Raw genomic sequence first — 11569 nt, forward strand, 5'->3', positions numbered from 1 at the left:
TCGGGCCGGCAAGATGACCGGGGCGCAGACCTCCAGCGACCGGACTAGGGCAGCCGACGAAACCCGAAGCTGACCAACATCAGCGGCACCTGTGATGCCACCGGCGGTACGCTGAGCACCATGTCATTGGGCGCGGCAAAACAGTCACCGGGGCGGGTGTCCTCGGGCACGAGGAACCGATGCTGGCCCAGGGAGCTGTGCTGGAAGAGGAAGCGGGTATCACCGGATAGGACGTAGGTCAGCGAGGCCACGCAGCGTTCCGGCTGATAGGCGGGAATCTGCTGGCCGCGCCGCACGACCAGCACGTCGGCAGTCTGCAGCGCGATGGCATCCGTGTTCATCAGCGCCCGGCAGAACTTGACCGCTCGCAGGCGAAGCAACTCGGCCTCGGGGGTATCCCAGGCATCGAATTCCTCGATGCGGGCATGGCCGCCGGCTCGCGGCGCCGATCGGCTGCGATCTTCTTCGGCTTCTGCCAGGGCCTCGAACAAGGCCTCGTGGTAGCGCGCCTGATCCAGAAAGCGGATACGGCCGATGGTCGGCGAGGTATGCACCAAGTCGATGGCCAGATTCTCTGGCCACACCGTGATTTCACCCGTGTCGATTTGCATGGTCTGAGTCACGGTGTCAGGGCCTCCGGTGCCCATTGGCTGTGGCGACAAAAGCGTGTGCGGCGGTGCTGCTGGCGTTCCAGTTCCAGTACATCCAGGCGATCTGCATGCAGGCTGAGCACGGCGAAATGCTGCCGCGCCGCTGCCTCCGAAACCGATTCGGCGCCCTGTTCCAGCGGCGTGCCGGGCGCGGTCGCCATCTGATACTCACGCCGCTGACCGGCATGCAATCCGGCCCAGGCGGCATCGACGGCGTCGCCCTGAAGATGGACCTTGGCGGTCCCCGCCACGCGCAACTGCAATCCGGCCTCGGCATCGTAGAACATCCACTCCGCCTGTGCTGCCCGCTGGAGTGCAGCGACCTTGTCGCTGCGGCGATCCGTGTAGGCGCACAGCACCGCCAGATCGATGTCCACGGACCGCAGCACGACCATGCGGACCTGCGGCTGGTCGTCTTGCAGGGTGGCCAACGCGCCGACACGCATGGGGTGCCCGCGCTCGGTCGCCGCCCGCACCAATTGCCGCCAGTATGCTGCGCCGGCTGGATTCATTCGGCCAGCGCTGCCTCGATTGCCTTGGTTAGCTCAGGATCATCGGGGCGGGTGGCGCTGGGGAAATCGCGAATGACCTGGCCGTCGCGACCGATCAGGTACTTGTGAAAATTCCACTGGGGATAGCGACCCGCCGATGCGGCCAGCGCCTGGTATAGCGGATCCTGCGTACCTTCGGCGGTGGCTGTTTTTTCGAACATGGGGAACTGGACCCCGTAGGTCAGACGGCAGAATTTGGCCACGGAGGCTTCCGTGCCCGGCTCCTGGCCGCCAAAATCATTGGACGGAAAGCCCAGGACAACCAGCCCTTCATCTCGGCGCTGGTCGTATAGCGATTCCAGCCCTTCGTACTGTTCGGTGTAACCGCATTTGCTGGCGGTGTTGACGACCAGCACGACCTGGTTCGCGTAGGCCTCGCACAGTCGCACGGTCTCGTCGCCGGCCAGCCGCCGTTTGCTGACATCCAGCGGCCCGTTGCAGCTGGCGACAGCGACAAACGCTGCCAGCCAACCCATCAGGATCCAAGCGGTACCAGTTGCCATGTCAACGCTTATTCGTTTGTTCATCGAATCGGCCATCGGGTGTGTGAGGGCAGGAGGCTAAGCACCGACTGCGTGAGGCGCGAGTCGCGCCCGCAAATGTCCAAGGTGTGCATGATCAGCGCTCCGGGTAACCCCGGCCGCCAACCTCGACGTCTGTCACCACACCCTGCTCGATCCAGACCGTGCGCAGCAACTGCTCCGGTCCGAAGTTGTAGATCCACCGCTCGCGCAGCACCTCGATCCGCTGGCCGGTCAAATGCGCGCCATGACCGCCAAAGTCCTCCGGCCGCACCGGACGCAGCACACGGCCGATCTCGGTGTCATCAGGTGGGCCGCATTCCACCAGCAATCGGAACTTGGACCAGCCTGCGACCATGTCGAAGCCGCTGCAGCGCCCCGGCTCGGTCACGCGAAAGCCGTAACCGTCCTGGTCGATCTCCACCAATCGACCTCGGCGGAAGTGCAGCACCCGGATCAGCTGACGCGGCCCGAAGTTGTAGTACCAAGTTTCCTGGTCCGCCTGCAGGGCATGACCGATGACCGCCTGCCCGGGTGCATCGATGAGGTCGGGCTCCCCGCACAGCGAGCGAACCTTCAACCGATTGTCGCCCGTATCGATGATCTGGCCATCGCAGCGAAAGCCTGCATCTGCGGCCGTGGACAGACCCAGCCACAGCACGGCGAGAATAATTGGGCGCCAGGATGGTCTCATCGGCTGTGAGACAATCGCCGGCAACGGTGTTCGTCCTTGTCATCGTCCATTTTCAAGACCGATCTCATGGCCCTAACTTCCGCTACAAGACCACGCAGCCGGTCGGCTGTGCAATGCCTGACTCGGCTGGCGCTGCTCGCCCTGGCCCTGGTCCCGTTGACCGCACCGGCCGAGGCCGTGCGCCAGGACCACATCAACGCCGAACTGGTTGCCGCCACCACGGCCGCCGTGCCCGGCGAGACGCTGACCGTCGCCCTGCGACTGGAGCCGGACAAGCATTGGCACACCTACTGGCGCAACCCAGGCGACTCTGGCCTGCCCACCCGCTTGCGTTGGGATGTTCCCGAATCCATCGAGCCGGGCCCCATTCTGTGGCCGTTCCCCGAGCGCCAGCCCATGGGCCCGCTGACCAACTTCGGCTACTCCGGCGAACATTTTCTGCTCACGGACATCCCGGTCCCCGCCGATTTCGATGCCGAGGAGCTGACCCTGGATGTCGCCGCCAGTTGGCTGGTCTGCGAAAACATCTGCATTCCAGGCTCGGCCGATCTGAACCTGACCCTGCCGGTGCAGGCCAGCGCCCAGCCCTCCCAATGGGCCAAGGCCCTGCAGCAGACCCGCAAGCGGGTGCCCACCCCGTTGACCGCACCTGCACAGTTCGCCGTGGACGGTGAGCACCTGCGGATTCAACTCGCACCGGATGCATTGCCGGCCGGCGACTCGCTGGTGTACTTCCCGGCCACGACCGAACTGGCCAGCAATACCGACACCCCGGTGTTCCGCCACGGTGAGGCAGTCATCGACATCCGGGTGGAGACCAGCGAGTACCTGGGTGCGCTGCCGAAGGAATCCGAGCACGTGGTGGTCATCAACAACCAGCGTGCCGTGGTGTTCACGGCCCGGCAGATCGGCGCGGACGCGCTGATCCCGGTCGATGGTGGCAGCACCGCTGCCGCCGGCGATGCCAGCTTCAACCTGGGCCTGGCTCTGGTCTTCGCCCTGCTGGGCGGACTGATTCTGAATCTCATGCCCTGCGTCTTCCCGGTGCTGTCGATCAAGGCGGTGTCGGTGGCTCAGCAGTCTGGCAGCGCGGCCGGTGAGCGGCGGGTTCATGCGCTGTGCTACACGGCTGGTGTGGTGGGTGGATTCCTGGTGCTGGCCATTGCGCTCATCGCCCTGCGCGAGGCCGGCGAGCGTATTGGTTGGGGCTTCCAGCTGCAGTCGCCGGTGTTTGTCACCGTGCTGGCCTGGATCATGTTCGTGCTGGGCCTCAGCCTGGCCGGCGTGTTCGAGTTCGGCACGCGGCTGATGGGCATGGGTGATTCGCTCACGCATCAAGGTGGCCGGCGCGGCGCCCTGATGACCGGCCTGCTCGCCTGCCTGGTCGCCACACCCTGCACGGCACCGTTCATGGGCCCGGCGATGGGCTTCGCCATCACCCAGCCGGCCATCGTGGCGCTGGCCGTGTTCGCCGCTCTCGGTCTGGGCATGGCCCTGCCCTTTTTGCTGATCGGCTTCGTACCGGCTACCGCCAGGCTGTTACCGCGACCCGGCGCATGGATGCTGACCTTTAAGCAGCTCATGGCCTTTCCCATGTATGTCACGGCCATCTGGCTGATCTGGGTGCTGGGCCGGCAGACCGGCGTCAACGGCATGGCGGTCGGCCTGTTGGGTGTCGTGCTGATCGGCTTTGCGATCTGGCTCTGGAGCAAGCGCCCGCAGCAGGGACCTGCGCGCGTCGGCCTGGCCCTCGCCGCCTGGCTGGCCGTGGCCGGCAGCCTGGCGATGCTCGCGTCGCCATTGTTGCAACCGGCACCTGCCAGCGCTGCCCCCACCGACGTGGCCAGCGCCGCCGGCTGGGGCGTGTATGCCCCCGACACCGTCGCCGAACTACAAGCCAAGGGCCAGCCCGTCTTCGTGAACCTGACGGCCGACTGGTGCGTGACCTGCCACGTCAATGAACGTGTCGCATTGAACACAGCGACTGTCGTGAATGCGATGGAACGCAGCGGCGTTGCGCGACTCAAAGGGGACTGGACCAATCGCGACCCTGTCATCACCGCCGTGCTGGAGCAGTACGACCGCACCGGAGTGCCGCTGTATCTGCTCTATCCGGGTGAAGCCGGTGCCGCACCGATGGTCCTGCCACAGATTCTGACCCCACAACGCGTCGTCGACGCCCTCGACACGCTTTAAGGAGAATTACGATGCGCACGCTGCTTGCTCCCATCGCCCTGCTCGCCCTGCTCGTCGGCACAGCACAGGCCAAGGTTGCGCCGGGGAACCCGGCACCGGATTTCACCCTGCCCAGCGCGGACGGCTCCGACGTCTCGCTCAGCGACTTCGCAGGGAAGACCGTCATTCTTGAATGGACCAATCACGGCTGCCCGTTCGTCCAGAAGCACTACAAGAGCGGCAACATGCAGTCGCTGCAAACGCGTTACACCGGTGACGACGCCGTCTGGCTGTCCATCATCTCGTCGGCACCTGGCAAGCAGGGTCATGTCTCCGCCGACAAGGCGCTCACGCTAACCGAAGCACGCGACGCCAAGCCCACCCATGTGCTGCTGGATGAGGACGGCACGGTGGGTCGCCTGTACGGCGCCAAAACCACACCCCACATGTACATCATCGATTCCGACGGCACGATGATGGCCTACATGGGCGCTATCGACTCGATCCCCAGCGCCGACACGGCGGACATCGAACGCGCCACCAACTACGTGCAGACCTCCATGGCCGCCCTGGCCCAGGATCGCCTGCCCGACCCGGCCTCGACCAAGCCCTACGGCTGCTCGGTTAAGTATTAGCCGATCCGACATGCAGACCGGGGCCGGACGTTGGAGTCAGCGCCCGGCCCGTTCCGACAGAAGGCTAGTCACCGTTGTCGTGGCCCTTGGGGGTATCAAGCAGCGCGAGCACCCGCAGCACGGCCAGCGTCAGCAGCGTGACGCCCAGCGCCACGACCCAGGCCTCGACAGCGATGGTGACGCCGATACCAGCAACCATGAGCAGCGACGCGGCCGTGGTCAGTCCGCGGACCCGGTTCTGGCCCGAGACAAAAATGGTGCCCGCGCCAAGAAAAGACACACCGGCGACGATGGCCTCGACAATACGAATGGGGTCGGTGCGCATGGCCTCGCCGGCTTCGTGGCTGAAGGTTTCGATGAGCAGATCCGACAGCCCCACCAGCAGCGCCGCCGCACCCCCCACCAGCATGTGGGTACGCAGGCCGGCCGCCTTGCGATCCGCCTCGCGCTCAAAGCCGACAAGGCCCGCCAGCACCATCGCGGCGGCCACCTTGCCAAGCAGGTAAAGCTCCTCGATCACCACGCAGGCGGGCTGTCGCGCCGGCCATCGAGATAGGCCTGCAAGGCCAGCAGGTCGTCCAGCCGGGCCTCGACGGCCGGCCAGTCCCGCCGACTCTGGCGACGCTGATTGCGCTGGGCTTCCAGCGTGTCGCGGGCGTCGACATACTCGCGCTGATCCAACATGCCGGCGGCACGCAGATCCTTGATCTGCTCCAGCTGTTGCTGCAGGGCGGGAACATCCGCATCGGGCCGTTGCAGCTGGGTCATCGCCTCCCGGATCCGCAGGCCATGAGCACGGTAGGCGGCGACGCTGCTGTAACCAGCGCTGGTCACACGGGCCTGCGCCGCCTCCACCAGCTGCCCGCCCTCACCCGCAGAGGGCTGCACGGCATGTACGGCCAGCCGGGTCTGCATCCATCGCTGGACCTCCTGGTCGCTCAACCCGCCGCCGGAGGCCATGGCCAGCAGCGGCGCGGCGACCAGGGCGAGCATGAGGCCGCGCGAGCCCATCATTCGTCAGAGTTGAGCTTGGCCATCAATGGTTTGATCAGGTCCATGGGCAGCGGGAAGATGATCGTGGAGTTCTGCCCACTGCTGCCGGTGGTGACATCGAGCAGGGTCTGGAGGTAACGCAGCTGCATGGCCTGGGGTTCCAGCGCCAGTGCCTTGGCGGCTTCGGTGAGTTTTTCCGCCGCCTGCTGCTCACCTTCGGCGTGAATGACCTTGGCGCGCCGCGAACGCTCGGCCTCGGCCTGGCGGGCGATGGCGCGAATCATCGATTCGTCGAGATCCACATGCTTGATCTCGACGTTCGAGACCTTGATGCCCCAGGCATCGGTGTGGCGATCGAGAATGGCCTGGATGTCCTGGTTGAGCTTGTCGCGCTCGGTGAGCATGTCGTCCAACTCATGCTGGCCCAGCACCGAGCGCAACGTGGTCTGGGCGAGCTGGCTTGTGGCCGCGTAGTACTGCTCGACCTGCAGCGTGGCCTTGCCGGCATCCACGACACGGAAGTACACCACGGCGTTGACCTTGACCGAGACATTGTCGCGGGAGATCACGTCCTGGGTCGGCACGTCCATGACGATGACCCGCATATCGACCTTCATCATCTTCTGCAGGAATGGGATGACGAGGATCAGGCCGGGGCCCTTGGTCCCGGTGTAGCGGCCCAGGGTAAAAATCACCCCACGCTCGTACTCGTTGAGAATCTTGATCGCGGACGCGAGCAGCGCGACAACCGCGAAGACGAAAATGCTGATCAATGGGGTCATGCGAACTCTCCGTCGAAAAGATCGTGCCGTTCGAAATCAGTGTTGGGCGGTGGCCCGAACCGGTTCGACCTGTAACTCCAGGCCCTCGCGGTCGATCACGCGAAACCGTTCGCCCGCCTCCAGAGGGGCGGTGGGGCGGATCTTCCAGGTCTCACCCGCCACGATCGACCAACCGGCCTCGCCCGCCGCCAGCGGGGTATCGGCAACGCCGCACTCACCGGCCAGCGCCTCGGAGGCGGTGGAGATCGGCGCGCGACGGGATCGGGCAAACATCCAGGCGCTGAGCACCATCCCTGCGCAGCCCACCGTGGCAATGCCGCCAATGACCCCGAGGTTAACGCCATAGCCGGGCACATCGGTGTCCATAAGCATGATAGAGCCGAAGACAAACGCCGCCAGGCCTCCCAGCCCCAGTGCACCAAAACTGGGCGCAAAGGCCTCGGCGACCATCAGTGCCAGGCCCAGCGCCATGAGAGCCAGACCGGCGTAATTAATCGGCAGCGCCTGAAAGGCGAACAAGGCCAGCAACAAGGCGATGGAGCCCACCACACCGGGCACGATGGCGCCCGGGCTGTAGCCCTCCAGCAGCAGGCCGTAGATGCCGATCATCATCAGGATGTAGGCCACCGTCGGGTTGGTGATGATCGATAGCAGCTCGACCCGCCAGTCAGGCTCCACGCGCTGTAGCGTCAGGCCCTCGGTCGCCAGCGTGACCGAACCGGTGGCCAGCTCCACGGTCCGCCCGTCGATGGCCGCCAAGAGTTCAGGAATGCTCGCGGCCACCAGATCAATGACGTTGTCCGCCAGCGCCGCATCGGCCGACAGGCTGACGCCTTCGCGCACGGCCCGTTCGGCCCAGTCCGCATTGCGCCCCCGACGCTCGGCCAGCCCGCGGATATACGCCACGGCATCGTTCACCGCCTTGCGCCGCGAGGCCGTGCCGGCCGGGGCCACCTCGTCCGGCTGGCTCGCCGGCTGAGCGTCACCAGCCGATTCGTCATCCGACGCGGGCTCGGGCTGCTCCGCTCCGGGCTGGGTCGGCGCGCCACCGGGTGAGCCGCCGACCGGAATCGGTGTCGCCGCGCCCAGATTGGTGGCCGGCGCCATGGCCGCCACATGACTGGCGTAGAGAATGTAGGTTCCGGCACTGGCCGCACGTGAGCCTGATGGCGACACATAGGTCACCACCGGAATCGGGCTGGCCAGGATGCGCTTGATGATGTCGCGCATGGCGCTGTCCAGGCCGCCGGGCGTGTCCAGCTCCAGGATCAACAGCCGCGCCCCGGCATCGATGGCGTCGTCCAGCGCACCCTCGAAGTAGGCCGCCGTGGCCGGACTGATGGCATCGTCCAGCGCGACAACAACAGCCTGTCCGGCGCCCTGGGCCCGGGTCGATGTGGCGGTGAGCGCGAGGCTCCATCCGCAAAGAAGAATGGCGATCCATCGCATGCAATCAGACTACCACCGTCGTCGGCCCTGCGCCGCTCGTGCATGGCGCGTCATCAAAGGTTCATGCAACAGGACGCACTCGCGCCTGAAATCGGGATGACAACGACGCGCTCATCTGCCACTGTCAGCGCTCTCCACTGCGTGCCTCCAACCTGCGCCCATGAGCGTCACCTACTCCGCTGGCGAAGAGATCGCCAACACCGTGACCCACGGCCTCGGGGCCGTGCTCGGCATTGCTGGCCTGGCGGTCCTGGTCGGTTTCGCTGTCCCCACCGGCGATGTGAAACTCATCGTCGGTTGCTCGGTCTTCGGCGGGACGCTGATCCTGACCTACGCGGCTTCGGCGCTGTACCACGGCATACCGATTCCTTCGGCCAAGCCCGTGCTCAAAGCCATCGACCATGCGTCGATCTACCTGCTGATCGCGGGCACCTACACGCCCTTCACCCTGTCGGTGCTGGAGCCACCCTGGGGATGGAGCCTGTTCGCGGTAGTCTGGAGCCTTGCCGGCCTTGGCGTGATCTTCAAAATCTTCACCGCCGGGCGCTACGAATGGTTCTCGGTGGCGCTTTACCTCGGCATGGGCTGGGTGGCCATTGTCGCCACCAAGCCGATTCTGGAGCTATTCCCCAGAGAGGGCATCGCGTTAATGGTCGGAGGCGGCTTGGCCTACACCCTGGGCGTGGCGTTTTATCTGTGGCGGTCGATGCGCTATCACCATGCGATCTGGCATTTGTTCGTGATCACCGGCAGCGTGCTGCACTACTTTGCCGTGTTGCTCTATGTCATCCCATTGGAGCGCGCCTAGGCGTGTCGGACCGGGCACGAATCCAACGTTCGAAACCCGACGAATAACAGGGGCATGACGCCCCCATCCGCCAGACGCCCCCGCACGCCCCGCGCCCTGCGACAATCGATCGTCCGGCGCGCCCCGGAAATCGAACGCAGGGCGTTTGCCCGGTTTTCGAGACGCAATCGATGGGGCGTGCAGATCACCCGCCTGCTGCCGGTGCTGCTGGGCCTATCCATTGCGTTGTGGGCGTTCGCACCGCTGCAAGTCATGCGCGTTCTGACCCCCTATGTGGGCGCCGCGGCCCTGGTCTGCGCCGGGCTATACCTGTTTCGGGTGCTCGCACGCATCGGACATTTCTCCAATGAACACCTGTCCGCCCTGCCCGACAGCGCCCGCCCCGCGCTGCTCCGCCTCAAACGGTCGCTGTACAAGATGGCCTACGTGCTCATCGGCGTCCTGATCATGGCCGGCGGGTACTTCTACCTGTCCGCCACCGTGCTGCGCGAGGCCCACTCGCTAACCGAACCCGGCCTGCTATGGACCCTGCCCATCGGGGGCTTGGTGCTGTCGATCTTCTTCGGCGAGGCTGTTACACGCCTGATCGAGGTAGTGGAAGAGGCCATGGAGCAAATTGCCGCCGAAACAGACGGGGCACCACGGCGCGAGGCTTCCGAATAAGCCGTTTAGAATGCGCGCCATGCAGACTCTCGCGCTCTACCACCTAAAAGGCGGCGTCGGTAAAACCGCGGCGGCGGTCAATCTGGCGTATCTGGCCGCTCGCGACGGCTACCCCACTCTGTTCTGGGATTTAGACCCGCAGGGTGCCGGGAGCTGGTATCTGGAGTCCGCCCCCGGGCAGACGATCGACGCCGCCAAGCTGGTCAAGGGCAAGCTGGCGGTGGGCCGGCTGGTGCGACCGACACGCTTTGAAAATCTGTCGCTGATGCCCGCAGATTTCTCGCTGCGTTATCTGGATATTCTGCTACGCAAAGTCCAGGGTCAGGATGCCCTCAAGCGGCTGCTGGCACCGTTCCGCGAGATGTTCACGCTGGTGGTGCTGGACTGTCCGCCCAGCCTGTCGCATCTGGCCGCCAATATCTTCGCCGCCGCCGATGCGGTGGCCGTACCCATCGTGCCCAGCCATTTGTCGGTGCGGGCCTTCGAGATCGTGCATCAGGAATACAAAGCCCTGGGCCACAAACCGCGACGCCTGCACCCGTTCTTTTCGATGGTGGACCGACGTCGGCGACTGCACAACGCCTTGCTGGCCGAAACGCCCAAGCGACTGAAACGACGCATGGACGCGGTGATCCCCTACGCATCGGTCATCGAACAAATGGGGGAGGAACGCGCCCCGCTAGGCGCGTTTGCACCGCGCCACCCGGCCGCCCAGGCCTATGAATCGCTCTGGTCCGATCTGCGTGCTCGCATGGGCGAGTTCGCCTGACGATGGGCCGCCGCGCCTCCGCCTTTGGGTGGGCCGCGTCGGCGGGCCCGGTGGTAGGCTTGCGCTCCGATTCACAGAGCACAGAACAAGAACATGAAGCTGAGCAACAGCACAGTGCTGGTTACTGGAGGGAGTTCCGGGTTGGGAGGCGCGACGGTCCGTGCGCTGGTCGAAGCCGGCGCCAAGGTCGTGATCGCCGATGTGAACATCGCGGCCGGCGAGGCGCTGGCCGCCGAGCTGGGCGACGCCGCACGGTTCGTCCCCACGGATGTCACCGACGAGGCGGCCGCCCGCACCGCGGTCGACGCTGCCGTCACGCTGGGCGGCCGCATTGACGGCCTGATTAACTGCGCCGGTATTGTCGTGGCCAGCAAGGCAGTTGGGCGTCAGGGCCCACATGACCTGGCCAGCTTCACCCGCTGCATCCAGATCAATCTGATTGGCAGCTTCAACATGATTCGCCTGGCGGCCGCCGCCATGCAGGCGCAAGACGCCAACGACGCCGGCGAGCGCGGCGTCATCATCAACACGGCTTCGGTCGCAGCCTATGACGGCCAGATCGGCCAGGCCGCCTATGCGGCATCGAAAGCCGGCGTGGTCGGCATGACCTTGCCGCTGGCTCGCGAGTTCGCCAAGACGGGCATTCGCGTGCTGACCATCGCACCGGGCCTGTTCGAAACCCCGATGATGGATGACCTGCCCGAAGCGGCCCGCGAGGCGCTCGGGCAAATGACTCCGTTTCCGGCCCGGCTCGGCAAGCCGCAGGAGTTCGCGGCACTGGCCTGTCACGCGCTGGGCAATACCATGTTGAATGGCGAAACCATCCGGCTAGACGGGGCGATCCGCCTGCCGCCCAAGTAGGACACCGAACCCACGCCG

General features: G+C 65.5%; 14 protein-coding genes. 6 read left to right on the forward strand and 8 right to left on the reverse strand.

Annotation, left to right across the window (positions count from 1 at the left end; genetic code table 11):
- Positions 1-44: 44 nt before the first annotated feature.
- The 4 genes from DEH80_RS14990 to DEH80_RS15005 all read right to left on the reverse strand — a co-directional run bounded on the left by DEH80_RS14990 (position 45) and on the right by DEH80_RS15005 (position 2416).
- Positions 45-623, reverse strand: coding sequence for a hypothetical protein (locus tag DEH80_RS14990; RefSeq protein WP_133249266.1), 579 nt, complete (start codon positions 621-623; stop codon positions 45-47).
- On the reverse strand, positions 620-1162 hold the full coding sequence (locus DEH80_RS14995) for a pyridoxamine 5'-phosphate oxidase family protein (RefSeq protein ID WP_109721330.1): 543 nt from the start codon (positions 1160-1162) through the stop codon (positions 620-622). The genes DEH80_RS14990 and DEH80_RS14995 overlap by 4 nt, the downstream gene beginning before the upstream one ends.
- Positions 1159-1677, reverse strand: a complete 519-nt coding sequence (locus DEH80_RS15000) for a glutathione peroxidase (RefSeq protein ID WP_109721372.1) — start codon at positions 1675-1677, stop codon at positions 1159-1161. Before DEH80_RS15000 ends, DEH80_RS14995 begins: the two co-directional genes overlap by 4 nt.
- 142 nt (positions 1678-1819) lie before the next feature.
- Complete coding sequence (locus DEH80_RS15005; RefSeq protein WP_109721331.1) at positions 1820-2416, reverse strand: DUF2845 domain-containing protein; 597 nt, start codon at positions 2414-2416, stop codon at positions 1820-1822.
- Between the two features lie 108 nt (positions 2417-2524).
- On the opposite strand from DEH80_RS15005, the gene DEH80_RS15010 reads away from it, so the two are divergent.
- Together DEH80_RS15010 and DEH80_RS15015 are read left to right on the forward strand one after the other, a co-directional pair.
- Positions 2525-4612: a protein-disulfide reductase DsbD family protein gene (locus DEH80_RS15010; RefSeq protein ID WP_165831497.1), complete on the forward strand. Its 2088-nt coding sequence runs from the start codon at positions 2525-2527 to the stop codon at positions 4610-4612.
- 11 nt (positions 4613-4623) lie between these two features.
- On the forward strand, positions 4624-5226 hold the full coding sequence (locus tag DEH80_RS15015; protein ID WP_109721333.1) for a redoxin domain-containing protein: 603 nt from the start codon (positions 4624-4626) through the stop codon (positions 5224-5226).
- A gap of 64 nt (positions 5227-5290) precedes the next feature.
- On the opposite strand, the gene DEH80_RS15020 is transcribed toward DEH80_RS15015, so the two are convergent.
- From DEH80_RS15020 to DEH80_RS15035, 4 genes are read right to left on the reverse strand one after another with little or no spacing between them, the layout of a single operon-like run.
- Positions 5291-5746, reverse strand: a complete 456-nt coding sequence (locus tag DEH80_RS15020) for an MgtC/SapB family protein (RefSeq protein ID WP_207774638.1) — start codon at positions 5744-5746, stop codon at positions 5291-5293.
- Entirely contained in the window at positions 5743-6219 is a 477-nt protein-coding gene (locus DEH80_RS15025; RefSeq protein ID WP_165831498.1) for a hypothetical protein, read from the reverse strand. The genes DEH80_RS15020 and DEH80_RS15025 overlap by 4 nt, the downstream gene beginning before the upstream one ends.
- Positions 6220-6236: 17 nt before the next feature.
- The gene (locus DEH80_RS15030; protein ID WP_109721335.1) at positions 6237-7001 is read right to left on the reverse strand and encodes a slipin family protein; all 765 of its coding nucleotides are present in this window, start codon (positions 6999-7001) and stop codon (positions 6237-6239) included.
- A 36-nt stretch (positions 7002-7037) separates the two neighbouring features.
- A complete protein-coding gene (locus tag DEH80_RS15035) occupies positions 7038-8450 on the reverse strand; it encodes an NfeD family protein (RefSeq protein WP_109721336.1) in 1413 nt (470 codons plus the stop codon).
- Between the two features lie 160 nt (positions 8451-8610).
- On the opposite strand from DEH80_RS15035, the gene trhA reads away from it, so the two are divergent.
- From trhA to DEH80_RS15055, 4 genes are all read left to right on the forward strand, one after another.
- Complete coding sequence (gene trhA, locus DEH80_RS15040; RefSeq protein ID WP_109721337.1) at positions 8611-9258, forward strand: PAQR family membrane homeostasis protein TrhA; 648 nt, start codon at positions 8611-8613, stop codon at positions 9256-9258.
- 54 nt (positions 9259-9312) lie between these two features.
- A complete protein-coding gene (locus tag DEH80_RS15045; protein ID WP_133249269.1) occupies positions 9313-9921 on the forward strand; it encodes a hypothetical protein in 609 nt (202 codons plus the stop codon).
- A gap of 19 nt (positions 9922-9940) precedes the next feature.
- Positions 9941-10690 (forward strand): ParA family protein, encoded by a 750-nt coding sequence (locus DEH80_RS15050; protein WP_109721374.1) that lies wholly within the window; start codon positions 9941-9943, stop codon positions 10688-10690.
- A gap of 93 nt (positions 10691-10783) precedes the next feature.
- On the forward strand, positions 10784-11551 hold the full coding sequence (locus DEH80_RS15055; protein WP_109721339.1) for an SDR family NAD(P)-dependent oxidoreductase: 768 nt from the start codon (positions 10784-10786) through the stop codon (positions 11549-11551).
- The last annotated feature ends 18 nt before the right edge of the window (positions 11552-11569 follow it).

Source organism: Abyssibacter profundi (assembly GCF_003151135.1).
In the GTDB taxonomy this organism is placed as follows: Bacteria; Pseudomonadota; Gammaproteobacteria; order Nevskiales; family OUC007; genus Abyssibacter; species Abyssibacter profundi.

Coding starts and splice junctions, on each gene's coding strand:
- DEH80_RS15025 (WP_165831498.1), bottom strand. CDS start 6,219: ATGCTCGCCCTGGTCGCCGCGCCGCTGCTGGCCATGGCCTCCGGCGGC.
- DEH80_RS15005 (WP_109721331.1), bottom strand. CDS start 2,416: ATGAGACCATCCTGGCGCCCAATTATTCTCGCCGTGCTGTGGCTGGGT.
- trhA (WP_109721337.1), top strand. CDS start 8,611: ATGAGCGTCACCTACTCCGCTGGCGAAGAGATCGCCAACACCGTGACC.
- DEH80_RS15030 (WP_109721335.1), bottom strand. CDS start 7,001: ATGACCCCATTGATCAGCATTTTCGTCTTCGCGGTTGTCGCGCTGCTC.
- DEH80_RS15035 (WP_109721336.1), bottom strand. CDS start 8,450: ATGCGATGGATCGCCATTCTTCTTTGCGGATGGAGCCTCGCGCTCACC.
- DEH80_RS15055 (WP_109721339.1), top strand. CDS start 10,784: ATGAAGCTGAGCAACAGCACAGTGCTGGTTACTGGAGGGAGTTCCGGG.
- DEH80_RS15050 (WP_109721374.1), top strand. CDS start 9,941: ATGCAGACTCTCGCGCTCTACCACCTAAAAGGCGGCGTCGGTAAAACC.
- DEH80_RS14995 (WP_109721330.1), bottom strand. CDS start 1,162: ATGAATCCAGCCGGCGCAGCATACTGGCGGCAATTGGTGCGGGCGGCG.
- DEH80_RS15045 (WP_133249269.1), top strand. CDS start 9,313: ATGACGCCCCCATCCGCCAGACGCCCCCGCACGCCCCGCGCCCTGCGA.
- DEH80_RS15000 (WP_109721372.1), bottom strand. CDS start 1,677: ATGGGTTGGCTGGCAGCGTTTGTCGCTGTCGCCAGCTGCAACGGGCCG.
- DEH80_RS15015 (WP_109721333.1), top strand. CDS start 4,624: ATGCGCACGCTGCTTGCTCCCATCGCCCTGCTCGCCCTGCTCGTCGGC.